The sequence below is a fragment of the Acrocarpospora corrugata genome, assembly GCF_009687845.1.
Taxonomy (GTDB): Bacteria; Actinomycetota; Actinomycetes; order Streptosporangiales; family Streptosporangiaceae; genus Acrocarpospora; species Acrocarpospora corrugata.
The window spans coordinates 194,238-212,493 of sequence record NZ_BLAD01000036.1 but is presented as its reverse complement, the minus strand read 5'-3'; the positions used below and the strand labels follow the sequence as shown (position 1 = coordinate 212,493).

The window sequence follows — 18,256 nt, the reverse complement described above, 5'->3', positions numbered from 1 at the left end:
GGACGACGAAGATGACGTCAGCCATCCCCACTCCTCAAATCCGGTCTTGCTCACTCCAGCCACCCGAACGGATGACCAAGCACTAGCAAAGACCGCAAAACGGGAGCTTTTGCCTGTCTTGACGCCTTCCATACGCCACGACGCCGAGTTTTATCGCGATCCCTACACAGCCGGACATTTCGCCGCTAAGGCTCGTACGTCTGCTGGAAAACCGGGGGGATCGTTCCTTCGGATGTGGTGGCCTTGAGGGTGATTTCGCTGCGTGGGGTGGTGCCGCCGAGTGGGCCCGGGAGGGCGGCGAATGTGGCCGGGAGGGTTGAGTCTGTGACGCCGAGGCCGGCGATGGACAGTTGGGTGATCTGGCGGCTGCCGGCGGCCAGGTAGTACCAGCGGCCGGAGGGGGCCTTCCACCAGGTGCCGGAGGTGATGTCGCGTTCTAGGCGGCTGCAGTCCCAGGTGTTGGTGCGTTCGCCGGTCGGCAGGACGGTGGTCCGGCCTTCGGCGTTGGCGAGCAGGGTGGCGCGGGTGGTGTTGGTGCCGTCGGTGTTGGTGAAGCGGGTGCAGAGCCAGCGGCCGGTGGCCTGTTCGGGGAGGGGGCCGGACCAGAACTCCCAGGCGGTGGCGGCTTGCACCTCGGTCGGCGGGAACGGGAGGGAGCAGCCGAGGTAGGCCCAGGCGGTGAAGGCGGGCAGGCTGGTGTCGATCTCCGGCGGGCCGTAGCGGTCGATCTCGGCGGGGGGCGGTGGCTGGTGGTAGACGTTGGCCAGCGCGAGCCTGCCGAAATCGATCATCGTGTACGGCAGGCCGTGCGCGACCTTGGGCGCCCGTAGCCGCAGCACCGGCCCCCGCCAGCAGGCTCCGGTCTGGACGGGCGGGATCGGCGCGGTCACCCCGTCCGAGACGGCGATCGCCTTCCACTGGGCCCCGAGCCGGCTGAGCACGGCGGTCGAGATCTCCTCCACCCACGGCGGCAGCAGATACCGGGAACCGGACAGTTTCAGCGGGCTTGAGCCGTCCGGCTTGGCCCGCGGCTCGGGAAAGATCTCCAGCGAGGCGACGCCGCGGCTTTCGGCGTAACGCGCGATCCGCCCGGGATCGCGCATCAGCACGATCGTGCCGCCGTCGACCAGGTCCGCGTACAGGAGTTGCGGGTCGCTGGTGGGCGGGGCGGGGGAGATCCCGTAGAGGGCCTCCGGCCGTACCGAACCCTGCCAGGCGCGCAGGGCGCGGGTGGTGAGCCGGCGGTCGTCGATCAGGGCGCCGCGGGGATGCCAGGCGCGGACGTCCAGCGTCGTCGTGGTGGTCCAGGTCCCGGCGGGGACGCGGCGTAGCGTGAGCGTCGCGGTCGCGCTCTTGGCGGGCGCGCCCGAGTCCAGCCAGTACGGAATGCTCGCCGCCGCCAGCAGCACCGCGACGGTCCCCAGCGCGGTCAGCCAGCGCGGCACGGCCCGGCCGTAGACGCGGGCCAGCGTCGGATCGGCGGCGGGACGATGCGGCCCGGCGGGACCGTGCTCGTCTTCGAGGGCGTCGACCAGCGCCAGCGCGATGGACGGCTCCTGGACCGCGGCCTGGCCCAGGATGCGGCGGGTCTCCTCAGGGGGGAGGCCCTCCAGGCGGGTCATCGCGTACGCGGCCCTGGCCGGTGCGGGCAGGGATTCGAGGGCGGTGGTGAACGCGTGCTCGTCGCTGCGTACGACGGCGGGGACGACCTCCAGCCGCCTGGCCACCCCCAGCCACGGCCGGAAGCGGTGGCGCAGGGCGCGGGTCAGCACCAGCAGGCGGGCGGCGGGCAGGTCGTCGGGGCGGCGGAGCAGGGCGCGGGCGGCCAGCTGGTGAGCCAGGAGCAGCCGCCGTTCGCCGCCGTCGGGCGGCAGCGTCAGATAGGCCAGCCAGACCAGGTCGCGGTAGGGCCGGGCCAGGGCGGAGTTCCCCTTGATCGACCTGCCCACGAGCGTCCCCTCCCCGGATCGGATCACGTGATGTAGTCACGCGAACGCGGCTCGTGAATCCTAGAGGCCGCGTCCGATCGAGGGCGGGGATGCTCGGAAACCGTCCGATTCGACGGCAAATGTCCGCCGGGCTTAGTCGGACCGAGCGTGACAGGCGGCGGAAATGGCCGTCGGGCCGGGCGTTCCAGGGGCGGATGTCCGCCAGGTTAGTTCGAGCGGGCGTCCCAGGCGGCGAGAATGGTCGCCTCCTTCTCCGGGTCGATGCCGTGGCTCAGCATGCGGTTGCGGAAGCTGCGGTCCGGGACCGGGATGTCGCGGAGCCAGGACCAGGTGTCCAGCACGGTCTCCCGGACCGGGCGGCAGACCAGGCCCGCCGCGGCGGCTTTGGCGGAGGACGTCGTCCAGGCGCCGGATGACTCGGGGCTGGCGACCATCCAGAGGGGGAGTTCGGTCCACTGCTGGACGTCGTGGTCGAGGAGGAAACGGTCGTCGACCCAGACGAGTTCGGCGTCGGAGCCGGTGGCCTCGGCGCACAGGTTCAGCCAGCCGCCGAAGGTGGTGTTGGCGGGGACGCCGCTGGTGAAATAGCGGCCGGTGGCGGAGAGCTCGGCCTGGTCGAGGGTGAAGATGGCGATGTCCCTGGCGTCGATGACCTGCATGTCGAGGGTGGGGTCGCCGGGGGCCAGGACACGTCCGCCGCGTTCGATGCGGGTGAGCCACCAGGGCAGGCGCCCGACGTTCTCGTGCGGGCCGAGGATCAGGCCGGGGTTGACGATCAGCGCGTCGCCGTCGAAGAACTCCTCGACGGCGCGCTCGCAGCCGGCCTTCAGCACGCCGTACTCGCCTTCGGTGGCGTCGGGCGGGCATTCGTGGCGGGGGTGGCTCTCGTCCATCTCGGTGACGCCGGGCCACTCCGGGTAGGCGGAGATGCTGGAGATGAAGGTGTAGTGGGGGGCGTGGCCGTTCAGCCGCCGCACCCCGTCCAGGACGACGCTCGGCGTGAAGCCGCACACGTCGATGATCCGGTCCCAGGAGCCGGTGGCGGCGAGACGGTCCAGGTCGGCGGCGATCTCGCGGTCGCCGTGGACCGCGGTCACGCCGGGCAGGTCGGGGCGGCTGACGCCGCGGTTGAAGGTGGTCACCTCATGTCCGCGGCGCAGCGCCTCCTCGACGATCGCCCGCCCGAGGAACACCGACCCACCGATCACCAGAATTCTCATGCCGCCATCATTCGCGCTATTTCCGCCAAGTCGTCACGGTTTCACGCTCAGCGGAGCTCCGGGACCGGGCGCAGCGGCTCCTCGTCGGCGAGCGCGTGCACCCGCGCCGTCCCGATGTCGAAGTACATCCCGGTCAGTTCCAGCTTCCCGGCCTGCTCCAGCGCCTCCACCATCGGATAGGTGCGCAGATTGTCCAGCTGCTGGATCACGTTCGTCCGGCACAGCAGATCCAGGCGCCCGGTCTCCTCGCCGGCGGACTCGGCCGCGAACCGGTCCAGCGACTGCCGCCCGTGCCGCAGCCAGCGCTGCACCGAGGGCAGCTCCGGCACGTCCCCGAGCAGGGCCACCATCGCGCCGCAGCCCGAATGGCCGCACACCGTGATCGTCCGCACCCCGAGCACCATCACCGCGTACTCGACCGCCGCCGCGACCGAATCGTCCACGGGGGCGGCGCCGTACCGGGGCACCAGGTTGCCGATGTTCCGCAGGGTGAACAGGTCGCCTGGACCGCTCGCGGTGATCAGCGACGGCACGATGCGCGAGTCCGCGCAGGTGATGAAGAGATGCGACGGCGTCTGCTTGCGCGCCAGCCGGGTCAGCAGCGGCTGCACCAGCGGCGCGGTCCGCCGATGGTACTCGCGCGTCCCGGTCCGCAGGTCCTCGCTCACCGGGTCGGCCGCCCCCCGCCGGTACGCCCATGGCAGGTACCACCGATCCAGCTGCGGCGGAGACTTGGCCGGGAACACCCGGGTGCCGCTGGCCGCCGCCGAATACCAGTCGTCGTGCAGCTCGTCGATGTCGACCGTGCCGCCGGTCCGCTCATGTTCCAGCCGCCACGCGTGCAGCGTCTCGAACGCGGCGTGGTCCATGAAGTCCACGTGCAGGTCCAGGTCGACCGGCGCGCCCGCCGGGATGGTCCGCAGCGCGTCGGTCATCCGGGGCACGCCGAGGAAGGTCAGCGAGCCGGTCACTACCACCCGCCACCGCCCCGCGTGCTGCTGCACCTCCACCGACACCCAGGTCAGCCGCCGCAGCGAGATGACCGCGGCGACCGCGAGGCCGATCACGATGCCCTCGGCCAGCCCGATCACCACCACCGCGCCCATGGTGACGAAGTAGATCGGCATCTCGCCGTGCCCGCGCAGGTCCTTGGCGTTGCCCAGGTTCACCATCTTGACGCCGATGAACAGCAGCAGCGCGGCCAGCGCCTCCAGCGGGATCAGCCCGATGATCGACGCGAACGCCAGCGTGGCCAGCAGCACCCACACCCCGTGCAGCACCGCCGCCCAGCGGCTGCGCGCCCCCGCCCGGACGTTGGTGGTAGTACGCACCACGACGCCGGAGACCGGCAGCCCGCCCAGCGCGCCCGAGATCAGGTTGGCCGCGCCCTGTGCGGTCAGCTCCCGGTCCAGGTCGGCGCGCGGGCCGTCGTGCATCCGGTCCGCCGCCACACAGGTGAGCAGCGACTCCACGCCCGCGAGCACGGCGACCAGCACCACCGCCCCCACCACCGCGTGCCAGTCGCCCTGCGGCAGCAGCGGCCCACCGGCCGAGCCGAACCCGCCGGTCAGGTCCACCACGGTGAGATCCCACCCGATCGCCACCGCGGACAGCGACGTGATCACCAGCGCGGCCAGCGGCGCGGGCACCAGCTTCAGCTTCGGCAGCCGGGTCCAGACGATCAGCACGGCGATGGTGAGCAGCCCGGCCAGCACGCCGTCCGCGTGGTTGTTGATGATCTGCTCCGGCAGTTCGAGCAGGTTCTCCAGCGCCGAGCGCTGTGGCTGCCCGCCGAGCACGATGTGCAGCTGGGCCAGCGCGATCACCACGCCGACCCCGGCCAGCATGCCGTGCACCACGGCGGGGGAGACCCCGAGGGCCGCCCTGGCCACCTTGAACACGCCGAGCAGCAGCTGGAGCACGCCCGCCATCAGCGTGATCATGCAGGTGGCGCGCCAGCCGTACACCTGGACGAGCTCGGCCACCACCAGTGACAGGCCCGCGGCCGGGCCGCTCACCTGGACGACGGAACCGCCCAGCGCGCCCGCCACGATGCCGCCCACCACCGCGGCCACCAGCCCGGCGGCCAGCGGCGCCCCGGACGCCACCGAGATGCCGAGCGAGAGCGGCACCGCGACCAGAAAGACGACCAGCGACGCCGGCACGTCATGGCGCAGCACCGATTCGAGGCCGCCGCGCCTGCTATTACTCAGTGTGACTGAACCACTACCCCCGGTCATGCCGCGACTGTACGGCACACTCCGCCGAAGGCTGAGAAAGAGCGGGGAAAATCAGCGGTAATAGTCGGGATAGTCGGGCTCAGGACCGCGGTGGTTGCCGCGCCGGGAGCCGGTCTGGGTGGTCGACTCGGTGCCGTACGGCTCTTCGTAGGACGGCCAGCCGGCGGCCGGGTTCTGGGTGGCGTCGTAGTCGTACCTGCGGTCCTGGCCTGACGGGGTGTCGTAACTGACCGAATCGTACGGCGACACGGGCGGAGCCTGGTTGGGCCCGGTCACCGAGTCGGAGTCGTCGATGGTCGCCCAGCCCGCGCTCACCTCGTACGAGGAGTACGAAGCGGGTGGCGGTTCCTGCTGGTAGCCGCCGCCGTAACCGGCGTCGTAGGTCGGGGCGGGCAGCTGGTAGTTGCCCGAGGTGGACCAGGAGTCGTCGCGGCGCGGCGGCTCCGGATCGTCCAGCACGTCCCGCACGACCGGCCAGGAGGCCTGCGGCGGCTGGGGCGCGGCCGGTGGCGTGGGCGGTGGCGTGGGCGGGTAGGCGGGCTGGGACCAGGCGGACGGCTCCTGGTAGGCGGGCTCGACCGTGGGGAACGAGCCACTGGGGGCGCGAGGGGCCTCGAAGGCGCCGCGCGGCACCTCGAACATGCCGGTCGCCGGGAACGATCCGGTGCCGGGCCCGACCGTGTCGAACGAGCCACTGGTCCTGGGCGGCTCGTACGCGGCGACCCTGGCCGACTCGAACGAGCCGGTGGTCGGCCCGGACAGGAACGGGCCGGTGGCCGGGGTGGGCTCGAACGGGCCGGTGGAACGCATCGGCTCGGGCATGGCCAGCGGGCCGGTGGGCGAGCCGGTGTAGGAGTTCAGCGGGTCGGGCGTCGGGGCCGAGAAGGTCATCGTCTTCTCCTCGGCGATCGCGGAGGAGGGGGTGACCCGCAGCGGCTCGACCAGGTCGGCCAGACCGGGCGAGCTGGCCGGCGTGCCGAAGCTCGGCGGCTGGGCGGGGAGGCCGGCGGCGGCGATGCCGGGCGCGACGCCGCCGGCCGGGCGTTGCGGGAGCGGCGCCTGCACGGTGGAGGCGTTGGGGTCGGCGGTGAGGAAGGGCTGCTCGGCCTCCAGCGGACGCGGGGTGGCCATCCGCTGTTTGATCGTTCCGCCGAAGGCGCCGTCGTCGGCGCGGACCCGGCTCCAGTAGTCGTCGTCGTAGTCGTCGTCGGCGCCCCACTCGTCCACGCCGCGTTTGCCGCGGGGGGCGGTGGCGGCGGGGGCGGGCTGCTTGCTGCCCGGCTTGGCGGGCGGCTTGCCGCCACGCTGCCCGGGGCGCGCGGCCTGACGTCCACCAGGGCGCGGCGCCGGACGCGGCGCGGCACCGGGCTGTTTGCCGGCGGCCCGTTTGGCAGGCTCCTCAAAGGCGTCAAAACCCTCAGGGAAGCTCTCGAAGAACGTCTCCTCCGCAGGCCGACGGCTCTTCGGTCCCGTCCCTTCGGCCATCGCCTTGATCCGCTCGGAAGAGAGCGCGCTCTCCCTGCGGTTCATCGACCGCATGCCCAGTGCCACCACTACCAGCACCAATAGCACGACGGCGACGAGGCCCAAAATGACCGCAGTCATAGCACCACCCTCAAGGCCATGGCCTTCCAGCGGCGCCGGTGAGATCGCGCGGCCATCGACGCGACCTGCCCCCTTCGTTCACCTGCGCTCAGCAATTGGATCCGATTCTGCTCGACCACAATGACCGTTGTCACACCCTAGGCGAAGATTGGTTCGGCACTATTACCTCCGGTGTTCAGCATGTCACTGGATGTTGGTCGCTGTGAGCCGTCCACGTGCGATGGTGTGCGCCGCGATGCGTTCCAGAGTCTCCGAGAGGGGGGCTCCCGCCGGAAGATCAAGTTTCGCGTCGAGGGCATAGACAGTGAAACGGTAACTGTCAGCGGGCCGGCAAGGTGGCACATATCCGACTTTGCCACTAGTTGTAGTGCCCTGCCGTGATCCGCGGGGCACCGTGTTCTCGCCGAGCTCGGTGGTGTCCGGATCGATGTTGAACACGACCCAGTGCACCTCCGCTCCGTTGTTCGAGTCGTTGTCGTCGACCACCAGGGCCACCGACTTTGCGCCCGACGTCCCTGACCAGCGGAGCGGCGGATTGCCGACCAAACCGTTGCAGGAGTAGCCGTACGGCAGTGGGTCACCGTCCCGGAACTGCGGGCTCGACACGCTGATCACGTCGAGGTTCGCGGGCGACCCTCCGCCCACGATCCCGCATCCCGAGGTTCCCGCCCAGACCACGACGGCGACCGCCGGTAGAGCGGCGGCACGCCGGGCGCGTGCTGGTTTGGAAGGCGACCCCATGCCGGATGATGCTACGCGGATCCTGGTGGTGCGCTGACCCGATCGCGATGATCCGTCGCGCGAAGAACGCACCGAATCGGGCTGATCGAGGTCCGGGGTGGGGTGGTGGCGGGGGTCGCTGTCCGGTCTCTGGGGGCCTGTCCGGCTGCGTGCGTGGATGCCCTGGAGCCGTGTCGGCGACGCCACTGGCAGGCCACGACACGAAGAACGTCACCTTTTCCCGATTTATTGAGGAAGTGGTGTACATAAGCGACATGTCACCCGAAGGTGACGTGCCTGGCGGGCCGTGCCTGGCACCTCGGGCACCGGATTATTGTCTCCCATTATTTCGGCAGACTTTCTCGGATTTCCGATCCGCTCGAATCCCTTCGATTCTGGTACGGCTTGCGCGTGGCCGGGGCATTTGATCCCTGGCTCACGCTGGGCGAAGGGCCTCGCACAAGCGCATGCTCGGCAACCCCTACGGGACGGGGTTCCGGGACCCGGCATTCGAAATGATAAATCTCGATATGTCGGGTAGAATGGATAGACTCTCGTTTAGTGCTGCACTTGTTCGCTAAAGCTCATGCATGAGCCACGGTTTTGTCCGGGAGGCGTGGGTGTCGCCGTTTAGCAGCGGTTTGCGCTAATAGTGGAGCAAGATTCCCGCAGTAAGGGAATTAGTCGAGATATCGTGGGAACAGGTCAGCTAAGGACCTGTATACCGGCGCTCGCCTCCTTAAATACGTGGCGGCATGACCCTCACGGGCAAGGCGCCGGCAGATTTTCGGGCGAGCGCGGCGGCCGCATCCATCCCAGCCCCGGTCGCGACAGGAGACGGGGATCACGACTGGGACCGAAACCGAGACTGATTCGGGTGCTGCCATGGCGGCGGCGCTGCCGTGCGGTGCGCTGCCACCGCGGTGGCGTTGCCGTGCGGTGTGCTGCCACGGCGGTGGCGTCGTGGGGTGGTGCTGTTGTGGGGTGGTGCTGCCCGTGTGGTGGCGGTCCGTGTGGTGGTGCTGCCATGGAGGGGCCATGCGGCGGTTGACTGGCTTCATTGCTGTCCGGGTGTGGTGAGTTCGCGGCGGTCGAGTCGGCGTCGGCACGACTTAGGGTGGACGAGTGAGCGATTCCGTCGGTCCACCTGCCTCATCGCCGTCGATTCCACCGGTTCCATCGGTAGCGCCGGGAGACGCGCTGCGGGCTCCCGCTCATCAGGTGTCGCGGCGCGCGCTCACGCTGTGGTTCATCGAAGGGGTTGTCGGGTTCGTCTTCATGGTGGGTGGCGCGGCCCTGCTGTCCCTCTGGATCGGTAGCTGGACCTGGCTGCCCGCCTGGCTGACCGACCGCCCCTGGCTGGTCCCGGTGGCCGTCGCCGTGGTCCTGCTGCCCCCGGTGATCATCGAGCCGCCGCTGCGTTTCGCGGTACATCGCTGGGAGTTGTCCGCTGATGTGGTGTACGCGCGCTCCGGCTGGCTGAGCCGTGAATGGGTGTTCGTCCCCGTAAGCCGGATCCAGACCGTAGACAAAGCGCAGGGCTGGTTCGAACGCGCCCTCGGCCTGGCCACCGTAGAGATCAGAACCGCGTCCTACGCCGGTTCCTCCACCATCAAGGGCCTCGACTACGCAGTGGCCGCCCGCCTGGCCGAGGACCTGTCCCACCGAGCCCAACAACTCAGGGACGACGCAACGTGACACCCCCCGACCCCCCCAATTCACCCCCTGGCGGCACACCTTCAGACGACGCGGCCGGACCCACCCCGGAACGGACCCCCATTACTGAGCAGACCGACGCACCCGAAGACGAGACCGCTTTTGAGCAGGCCGATGCTCCTGAGCGCACGACCGACCCTGAGCAGGCCGACGTCCCCGAGCACGTGACTGGCCGCGAGCGGGCAGTTGCTTCTGAGCGCGTGACCGCTTCTGAGCGGGCTGATGTTCCCGAGCGGGCCATCGGCTCCGAGCGGGCCGACGGCCCGGAGCACGTGACCGTCCCGGAGAGGGCGGGTGTCTCTGAGGACGGGACTGTCCCTGGGCAGGGCGGGGTGGCGGTGGCGTCGCGGCTTAGTCCGAAGGTGTTGTTGATTGATCCGGTGCGGATGTTGCCGTCGCTGTTGTTGCCGTTGGGTGGGGTGCTGGTTGCGGGTGGGTTTTCGCCTCGGTCGTTTGGGTTTGCGGCTATGGGGGTGGCTGGGTCGGTGGTGTTCGCGGTGATCAGGTGGGTCACGTTCACGTACACGATCGCGGGGGATCGGCTGGAGTTGACGAGGGCGTTCGTCAGTCGGTCGGTGCGGACCATTCCGTTGGAGCGGATTCGCGGGGTGGATGTGAGTACGCCGGCGTTGCATCGGCTGTTGGGGCTGGCCGTGCTCAAGCTGGATACCGGGGCCGGGGGTGACAAGCAGGAGGGTGAGCTCAACGGGGTCACCGTTGAGGAGGCCGAGCGGCTGCGGGCTGTTCTGCTGGCCCGGCGGGGTGGTGCGGTCGTGACCTCGGAGGCGTCCGTGTCCGCGGGGGAATCGGTTGGGTCGGAGCCGGTCGAGGAGCATTACTACGTCAGGGTTCCCCGGTCGTGGCTCAGGTATGGGCCGCTGTCGGGGGCGTATCTGCTGACGCCGTTCGCGCTGGTCGCGGGTGCGATCGGGTTGCTGTTCCAGTGGGGCGATGAGTTCGGGATCAGCGGCCGGGACGCCTGGGCGGTGGGGGAGTGGCTGTGGGATCGGCCGCAGTACCTGATCATCGGTGTGGCGGTGCTGGTGCTGGCGATGCCGTTCGTCGGCGGCGTCATGTACGCGATCTTCAACTGGGACTTCACGCTGCGATCGCGCGACGGCTATCTGGTCGCCGAGCGCGGTCTGATCAACCGGCGGGTGGTGTCGCTGGAGCGCCGCCGGATCCGCGGCTACGAGCTGGCCGAGAGCCCACTGGAGCGGGCGGCCAAGCTGGTCAGAATGTGGGCAGTGGTGACCGGCCTCGGCGACTCGCAGACCCGCGGCCAACTCCTGCCCGTCTCACCCAAGGCCGCCGCCCTGGCTATCGCCACCGAGGCCATCGGCCCGTTCGGCACCCCAAGCCAATCCGGGACATCAGGTCAGTCGGGCACGCCAGGTCAGTCCGGGATACGGAGTCAGTCCGTTGCGGCGCTGCGTGCGCATCCGGCGCAGGCGCGTAGGCGACGGCTGTTCCGGGCCATTTTTCCGTGGCTGCTGGTGGCCGCGGGGGCGGCCGTGCTCGGCTGGGGTGTTGTCGCGATGATCGGATTCGTGCTCGCGCTGGTGGGCATTCCGCTCGGGCTTGACCGTTATGGGTCGCTGGGTCACGGGTATGACGGGACGCGCCTGTCGGTGCGGTCCGGTTCGCTTCGGCGTACGCAGGCGATCGTCGAGCGCCGGGCCGTGGTCGGGTGGACGTTCAAGCAGACGTGGTTCCAGCGTTCGGCCGGGCTGCTGACGGTGATCGCGGGCGTCGGCGCGGGCCGGGGTGGTTACGCCGCGCTCGACACCGGCGAACGCCAAGGCGTGGAGTTCGCCGCCGAGGTCACCCCGGAGTGGCTGGACCAGTTCGTCATCCGTTCCTGATCCAGCCGTCCAGCGCGGCAAAACTGCCCGTGTTTAGTCCGGCTTGCGGGCGCCGAACATGATTTCGTCCCAGCTTGGGACCGAGGCGCGGCGGCCGCGTGACTTGCGGCGGGGTGGGGCCGGCTTCGGTGGGACCGTTGTGGGTGGTTCTGGCTTTGGGTCCTTGCCCGTGGGCTGGGTGCCGTTTTTGGCGGCGGCGGGTTCGGTGGCGGGTGTTTCGTCCGGAACTCTGGCTGCGGGCACGGCCACCGGCTCTTCCACCGGTGGCGCGACGGGAGCGGGGACGAGCGGCTTCGCGTCCATGATCGCGGCAGCGACGGCGGGCTTGCTCTCTTCCGGCTCGACAACGACGACCGGCTTGGCCTCCGGCGCCACCTCGACTGCCACCGGCTCGGCAGCCCCCACGTCACTGGGCTGGGCAACGTGCGCGGCCGGGTGTTCGGGTCCGGGCTGAGCGGCAACAGGCTGCGCGGCCGGGCTTTCGGCGGTGCGCTGGACGGCAGGCTGCGCGGCCGGGGGTTCGGCCGTGGGCTGGACGGCAGGCTGGGTGGCCCGCTCGGCCGGGTGCTCGGCGGCAGGTTCAACGGCAGGCTGTGCGGCCGGGTGCTCGGTGACGGGTTGAAGGGCAGGCTGCGCGAGAGACTCGGCAGTACGCATGTCACTGGGCTGGGCGACCGGCTCGGCCGGACGTTCGGTGCCGGGCTGAACGGCGGCCGGTGTGGTCGGGTGCTGGGCGGCAGGCTGAATGGCCGGCGCGGGGGTCGGCTCTGGGGTGCGCGCCGCGACAGGCCCGTCGGCCAGGCTGGCCGCGGGCTCGGTGCGGGCTTGGGGGGCGGGCTGAACAGCGGGTTCGGTGGGCTTGGGAGGAGTGGTCGCGCCCATTCGCTGTTCGGCGGGGACTGGTTCCGTGAGGGGAGCGGGCTCGGTTTCCGTGCGTGCCGGGGTGACCGACGGGCTCTCAAGCGGCCTCATGTGGGCCGCGGGCTCTCGCATCGGCTGTTCGGCGACCAGGTCGGGGACGCGCACCGGGATCGGCCGGGGCGGAGGCTCCCGGTGGACCGGCTCCGGCTGGATCGGGGGTTCCGGGTGGAACGCCGCAGGCCGTACCGGCGCGGGAAGAGGCGCGGGGACGGGCAGGGGGGTGGGTTCTGCGTAGGTGGGGCGTTGTGGTGGCGCGGGGAGGTAGGCGGTCTCCTGGTAGGAGGGCTCGGTGAAGCCGCCGGGCTCCGCGTACGGCTCCGGCTCGAACCGGTGTTCGAAGGCGGGAACAGGCGCCAGTTTCCCGGCCAGGCGGGGCACGAACGGCCGGACCGTCGCCTCCTCCTGCGGGGGGTCGATGTATTCGGCGGCGGACAGGCGCATCGCCTCGTCGTCGTAGGGCGTGATGTGCCGCCGGCGCGGGTCGAAGAGCCACTCGGCGTGCCTGGTGTGACCGTTCCACACGAAGCCGAGCTTGATCCGCCACAGGTTGTCGTCCCGCTTGCAGGAGTCCCAGTCGATCTCGTCGGCGGGCACGCCGCGGCGGGTGAGGCGTTCGGCGACGAGTTCGCCGAGGGTGGGGCGTGGGGTGTTCTCGCCGGGTAGCCGGACCGCGACGCGCTGCGCCTGCTGGGCCACGTACTCGCGCTCCTGGAGCACGGGGCCCTCGAACCAGCGCACCCGTTCGACGGGTATGCCGGCGGTGGCCGCGATCTCTTCCGCGGTCTCACCGGCACGGATCCGCGCCTGGATCTCTTTGGGACGCAACGGGCTCTCCACTTCGATCTCGTACTGGCCGAGACGGGAGAAGTTGCCGCGAACCGCAGCGCGGAGCCGATCGTCGACGGGCAGCGTGAACCGGGTGCCCCTTCCGGCCGTGGCCAGAACGAGGTAGGTGCCGTCCTCACTCACCGCGACGAGACGGAGCTCCTGCATGCGAGTCCCTTCGTCGTCGAGCTGAAATCTTCCCCCGGACCCTTGAGTGTCTCGCGTGAGCCGGTTGCCTTCCAGCACCGTACCCGGCATGTCCGAACATCGCCTTCCCCAGGGGTGTGGGAGTCGATGTGACGCCGGTCACATTTGTCGGGGTTGACCTTTCTACAAGCGGCAAGCCATCAGGGTCCTTCCCCGATTCTTCACAATGACGCCGCCCGTCGCGGTGGACTTGGGCCAATTGACATCTTCCCCTGCGGAACGAAGGGGGTTCAGGGGAGCACGACGTCCAGGTAGGCGTTGCCGAAGATCCGGTCAGGATCCAGTTCGGCGCGCAGTTTCGCGAAGTCGGCGAACCTCGGGTAGGCCGTCGCCAGCGAGGCGGCGTCGCGGTTGTGCAGCTTGCCCCAGTGCGGGCGCCCGCCCAGCCGCATCATGATCTCCTCGACCCCGGCGAAGTACTCGGGGTTCGGCGTCGACCGGTAGACATGGCAGGCCACGTAGGCGGACTCGCGCCCGTGGGCGGTGGACAGCCACGCGTCCGACGGCGGCGTCACCCGCACCTCGATCGGGAACCCGATCCGCCAGCCCGCCCGCTCCACCAGGTCCCTGGTCTCCCGCAGCGCCTGGCCGAGATGCTCGCGCGGGATCGCGTACTCCATCTCCAGGAACCGCACCTCCCGCACACTCGTGAAGATCTTGTACGAGGTGTCCACCGACACCGAGGGACTCAGCAGCCGCGCCGACACCTCGTTGAGCCACGGGATCGCCCCCGGAAACCGCGCCCCCGCCGCGCAGGCCACCCCGAACAGCGTGTTCTCCAGGAACACGTTGTCCAGCCAGCGCTTGATCGCGCTCGGCGGCGCGGCCGGCCCCGGCGACCGGTTGTTCCTCTTGACCAGGCAGGTATCGGTATGCGGCAGCCAGAAGAAGTCGAGATGCTCGTTCTCGGCGGTCAGCGTGTCGAGATCGTCCAGGATCCCGCTGAACGACATCGGATCCCGGCTGCTGCGCAGCAGGAAGGACGGCTCCACCCGGAAGGTGACCGAGGTGAGCACGCCGAGCGCGCCCAGCCCGACCCGGGCCGCGTCGAACAGGTCGCCGTCCCGGACCGAGGTGATCGATCCGTCGGCGAGCACCAGTTCCAGCTCGATCACCTGGTCGGCCAGCCCGCCGACGTCCCGCCCGGTGCCGTGGGTGCCGGTCTGGATGGCGCCGGCCACGGTCTGCGCGGTGACGTCGCCCATGTTGGCCAGCGCGAGACCGCGCCGGTCCAGCTCCTCGTTGAGCACGTGCAGCGGGGTCCCGGCGGCCACCCGCACCCAGTCGCCGCCGTAGGCGAGGATGCCGGTCAGCGCGTTCGGCCGCAGCAGCAGCCCGTCGGTCAGCGCCACGCCGGTGAACGAGTGCCCGGTCCCGACCATCCGCACGCTCCGCCCGGCTTTCGCCCCGTCCCGTACGGCTTGCGCCACCTCCCCCGCCGACGCCGGAGTCCGGACCTCGGCGGGCACGACCGCCTGATTCCCCGCCCAGTTAACGAAGCGCATGAAGATGAACGGTACTCATGACCGGCTCTCCGAAGCCACCGGCGTCCGCAACCAGGTCGAACCGGCCACCCCGACCAGCGCCGCCAGCAGCGCGCACGCGTACGCGAACCCGTACGCGTTGGACGCCCCGAAGCTGTCGGTGAGATGCCCGCCCGCCCACGCCCCGACCGCCACGCCGAGCCCGACCGAGGTGGACAGCCAGGACATGCCCTCGGTCAGCTGCCCGGCCGGGACCAGCCGCTCGATCAGCGAGAAGCTGGTGATCAGTGTCGGCGAGATGGCCAGCCCGGCGAAGAACAGCGCGACCGCCATCGCCCCCAGGCTGTGCATGAGCAGCACCGGCGTCAGCCCGGCCACGAACACGAAGAGGCCGCGGACCAGCCGGCTGCGCAGGGTGATCTTCCAGGCGCGGGCGCCGTACCAGAGCCCGGAGACCATGCTGCCGCCGGAGAAGGCGGCCAGCAGGAACCCGGCGGCGGCCTTGCTGCCCTGCTCCTCGGCGAAGGCGACGGTGACGATGTCGACCGAGCCGAAGACCGCGCCCATGGCCAGCAGCACCCCGGACAGCAGCGCCACCCCGGGGATGGCGATCGGGGAGCCGCGCTCCTGCCGGTGCCGGACGGCGGGCGGTTCGGTCCTCTTGAGCAGCGCGAACGCCAGCGTGCCGAGCACGGTCAGGACGACCGCCACGATCAGCCCGGCGTACACGTTGACGCTGGTGGCCACCACGGCGGTGAACGCCGGGCCGGTCACGAAGATCACTTCGTCGGCGACCGACTCGAACGAGAACGCCGCATGCAGCTTGCCGGAGTCGGACAGCAGGTAGGACCAGCGGGCCCGGACCATCGAGCCGAGCGAGGTGGCCGAGACGCCGGCGATCGCGCCGGAGACGAAGAGCGTCCAGAGGGGCGCGTGCGCGTGCGCGAGCAGCATCAGCCCCGACAGCGCGATTCCGTGCACGAAGACGAACGGCACCAGGATCCTGGCCTGCCCGAACCGGTCCACCAGGCGGCCGGAGAGCGGCGCGGCGACGGCGAACGCGAGCGACACGATGGCGGAGACGGCTCCGGCGGTCGCGTACGACCCGGTGATGGAGTGGACCAGCAGCGTGATGCCGATGCCGAGCATCGAGATCGGGATGCGTCCCACGAATCCCGCCAGCACGAACGACTTGACCCCAGGCGTGCTGAACAGCCCTCGATATGGCCCGACCATGACAAACCCCTCTCGCGCGCCCTGGGCACGATGTACTGCGTCCGGGCACGCCGACCGGGATCGGCTGCGGCCATGGGAGTGGCACGCGGACAGCTGTGTTCCTCTAGAAAGACCCTTACCGACCCTTGCGCACAGACAGGGCGGAAGGCAAGTGAGTTTTCGGCCTATAAGCTACTACGGTGAACCAGGTGTCCCATCTCTCCTGGCTCACGCCGCTTCGGGTGTTGGTAGCCGGGCTGGCCGTGCTGATCACGGTGACCGTCTCGGCGGGCAGCGTGCTCCTGCTGGTCCGCGATGACACAGCAGGCGCCACGGAATCGGCGATGGGCTCCCCCCGGCAGGCGCTGGTCCCCGACCGCACTCTGCCGTCGGCCCCGCCGGTCGTCGGCGGCCCCGGCGTCCAGGTGACCCCGCCAGGACTGCTCGCCATCGCCGCCGCGACCGTCCCCGAGCAGATCCTGCACAGCCTGGCGAAGGTCAAGAACGTGCAGAAGGTCGCCGTCGTGGACGGCGGCACCGTCCGGGTGGCCGGGACCGGCCTGCAGCTGCTGGCCGTGGACCCCGCCCAGTTCCGCTCCTGGACCCCCAAGGCGGTGGCCGACCACCCCGCCGTGTGGAGCGCGCTGGCGCGCGGCGAGATCGTCGCAGACAGCGCCGTGGTGAAGCGGCTCAACATGGTCCTCGGCGCCGAATACCAGCTCGACGGCGGCCCCAGGCTCCGGGTGGCGGCCTCGGCCGCGCTCGGCTTCCCCGGCGTGGACGGCCTGATCGGCAAGGAGCTCGGCGCCCGCCTGGGCTTCGCCACCGGCGTCGTGGTCCTGCTGCACGGCGAGCACGTGAACCGGCAGCGGGTCCTGGACCTGCTCGGCGGCCACGCCCAGGTGGTGTCGGTCGGCCCGGAACCCAGCCCCCGGCAGACCCAGGTCGCCGCCAGGAGCGTCCTGGTCGGCCGCCCCGACAGCTACCTGGAGCTCTACCAGCGCGGCGCGGGGGTCTGTCCCGGCCTGTCGTGGACCGTGCTGGCCGCGATCGGCCAGGTCGAGAGCAGCCACGGCCGCAACAACGGCCCGTCCTCGGCCGGCGCGCTCGGCCCGATGCAGTTCATGCCCGCGACCTGGAAGGCGTATGGCCTGGACGGGGACGGGGACGGCGTCTCCGACATCTGGAGCGCCTACGACGCGGTGCCGTCCGCCGCCAACTACCTGTGCGCCAACAAGGCGGGCCAGGGCGGCGAGCAGCTCAGGAAGGCCGTCTGGCACTACAACCATTCCTGGTCCTACGTCGACAAGGTGCTCAGCCTGTCGGAGGCGTACGCGCTGGCCTACCCGAACCAATGACGCAGCAGTCCACCGGGCACGGGACCGGCTCGGGCCCGTCCATCAGCTCCTTGATCATGGACACGAACCGGGGATGGGTGCCCGCCGTGCCCGCCCTGGCCAGCCGCAGGCCCAGCTCGGCCGCCTTGGCCGCCGCCTCCAGATCGAGGTCGTAGCGGACCTCCATGTGGTCGGAGACGAACCCGATCGGCACCAGGACGACGGCCTCGGTCCCCTGGGCGTGGAGTTCCTCCAGGTGGTCGCAGACGTCCGGCTCCAGCCAGGGCACCTGCGGCGGCCCGCTGCGGCTCTGCCACACCAGGTCGAAGTCCCCCGTCCCGCACGCCTGCGCGACCAGCGCGGAGGCCGCCCGCAGTTCGGCCTCGTAGGCTCCGCCCCGCGGCCCGGACTTGGCGGCCATCGACAGCGGGACGCTGTGCGCGGTGAACACCAGCCGCGCGTCTTCCCCCACCTCGTCCAGCGCGGCCCGGGTGCGGTCCGTCATGGCCGCGATGAACCCGGGGTGGTCGTAGAAGTGCGGCAGTTTGACCAGCCGCGGCGCGTCCTGGACCTCCCGGGTGGCCCGCGCGATGTCCTCGATGTACTGCCGGCAGCTCGAATACGAACTCGTCGCAGCCGTCGCGAACGCGGCGGCCCGCCGCACCCCGTCGGCCGCCATCTGGCGGACGGTGTCCGTCAGGTACGGATGCCAGTTCCGGTTCCCCCAGTACACCGGCACGTCCACGACGCCCTCCAGCGCGGCGACCAGCTCCCGGCACTGCTGGTTGATCGGGCTGACCCCGCCGAAGCGCTGGTAGTGCGCCTCCACCGCCAGCAGCCGTTCGCGCGGCACCCCCCGGCCGCGGACGACGTTCTCGAGAAACGGCAGCACGTCCTCGGGCCGCTCGGGGCCGCCGAACGACACCACGACCAGCGCGTCATAATTCCCCAT

Annotated in this window: 13 protein-coding genes; 3 read left to right on the top strand and 10 right to left on the bottom strand. The window is 70.5% G+C overall.

Annotated features, from left to right (window positions below; genetic code table 11):
* Nucleotides 1-185: 185 nt before the first annotated feature.
* From Acor_RS02715 to Acor_RS02695, 5 genes are all read right to left on the bottom strand, one after another.
* Nucleotides 186-1,949 (bottom strand): hypothetical protein, encoded by a 1,764-nt coding sequence (locus tag Acor_RS02715; RefSeq protein ID WP_155334888.1) that lies wholly within the window; start codon nt 1,947-1,949, stop codon nt 186-188.
* 206 nt (nt 1,950-2,155) lie between these two features.
* On the bottom strand, nt 2,156-3,169 hold the full coding sequence (locus Acor_RS02710; protein ID WP_155334887.1) for an NAD-dependent epimerase/dehydratase family protein: 1,014 nt from the start codon (nt 3,167-3,169) through the stop codon (nt 2,156-2,158).
* Between the two features lie 47 nt (nt 3,170-3,216).
* Nucleotides 3,217-5,409: a SulP family inorganic anion transporter gene (locus tag Acor_RS02705; protein WP_155334886.1), complete on the bottom strand. Its 2,193-nt coding sequence runs from the start codon at nt 5,407-5,409 to the stop codon at nt 3,217-3,219.
* A 51-nt stretch (nt 5,410-5,460) separates the two neighbouring features.
* On the bottom strand, nt 5,461-7,014 hold the full coding sequence (locus Acor_RS02700; protein ID WP_155334885.1) for a hypothetical protein: 1,554 nt from the start codon (nt 7,012-7,014) through the stop codon (nt 5,461-5,463).
* A gap of 183 nt (nt 7,015-7,197) precedes the next feature.
* Nucleotides 7,198-7,755: a YbhB/YbcL family Raf kinase inhibitor-like protein gene (locus Acor_RS02695; protein WP_155334884.1), complete on the bottom strand. Its 558-nt coding sequence runs from the start codon at nt 7,753-7,755 to the stop codon at nt 7,198-7,200.
* A 1,200-nt stretch (nt 7,756-8,955) separates the two neighbouring features.
* On the opposite strand from Acor_RS02695, the gene Acor_RS02690 reads away from it, so the two are divergent.
* Nucleotides 8,956-9,432, top strand: a complete 477-nt coding sequence (locus tag Acor_RS02690; protein WP_246238370.1) for a PH domain-containing protein — start codon at nt 8,956-8,958, stop codon at nt 9,430-9,432.
* Nucleotides 9,433-9,473: 41 nt separating this feature from the next.
* On the opposite strand, the gene Acor_RS41955 is transcribed toward Acor_RS02690, so the two are convergent.
* Nucleotides 9,474-9,722 carry a hypothetical protein gene (locus tag Acor_RS41955; protein ID WP_170316757.1) on the bottom strand — a complete coding sequence of 83 codons (249 nt, stop codon included), beginning with the start codon at nt 9,720-9,722 and terminating at the stop codon, nt 9,474-9,476.
* A gap of 195 nt (nt 9,723-9,917) precedes the next feature.
* On the opposite strand from Acor_RS41955, the gene Acor_RS02685 reads away from it, so the two are divergent.
* Nucleotides 9,918-11,315: a PH domain-containing protein gene (locus tag Acor_RS02685; protein WP_246238369.1), complete on the top strand. Its 1,398-nt coding sequence runs from the start codon at nt 9,918-9,920 to the stop codon at nt 11,313-11,315.
* Nucleotides 11,316-11,348: 33 nt separating this feature from the next.
* Here the strand turns inward: Acor_RS02685 and sepH are convergent, their stop codons facing one another.
* The 3 genes from sepH to Acor_RS02670 all read right to left on the bottom strand — a co-directional run bounded on the left by sepH (nt 11,349) and on the right by Acor_RS02670 (nt 15,988).
* Nucleotides 11,349-13,229, bottom strand: coding sequence for a septation protein SepH (sepH, locus tag Acor_RS02680; RefSeq protein WP_155334883.1), 1,881 nt, complete (start codon nt 13,227-13,229; stop codon nt 11,349-11,351).
* A gap of 269 nt (nt 13,230-13,498) precedes the next feature.
* Nucleotides 13,499-14,773: a D-arabinono-1,4-lactone oxidase gene (locus Acor_RS02675; protein WP_155334882.1), complete on the bottom strand. Its 1,275-nt coding sequence runs from the start codon at nt 14,771-14,773 to the stop codon at nt 13,499-13,501.
* 15 nt (nt 14,774-14,788) lie between these two features.
* Complete coding sequence (locus Acor_RS02670) at nt 14,789-15,988, bottom strand: MFS transporter (RefSeq protein ID WP_155334881.1); 1,200 nt, start codon at nt 15,986-15,988, stop codon at nt 14,789-14,791.
* Nucleotides 15,989-16,167: 179 nt separating this feature from the next.
* Here Acor_RS02670 and Acor_RS02665 point away from each other — a divergent pair, with 179 nt between their 5' ends.
* Nucleotides 16,168-17,325 carry a lytic transglycosylase domain-containing protein gene (locus Acor_RS02665; protein WP_246238368.1) on the top strand — a complete coding sequence of 386 codons (1,158 nt, stop codon included), beginning with the start codon at nt 16,168-16,170 and terminating at the stop codon, nt 17,323-17,325.
* Here Acor_RS02665 and Acor_RS02660 read toward each other — a convergent pair.
* A complete protein-coding gene (locus Acor_RS02660) occupies nt 17,282-18,256 on the bottom strand; it encodes a ferrochelatase (protein WP_155334880.1) in 975 nt (324 codons plus the stop codon). The two genes, Acor_RS02665 and Acor_RS02660, sit on opposite strands and share 44 nt — an antisense overlap.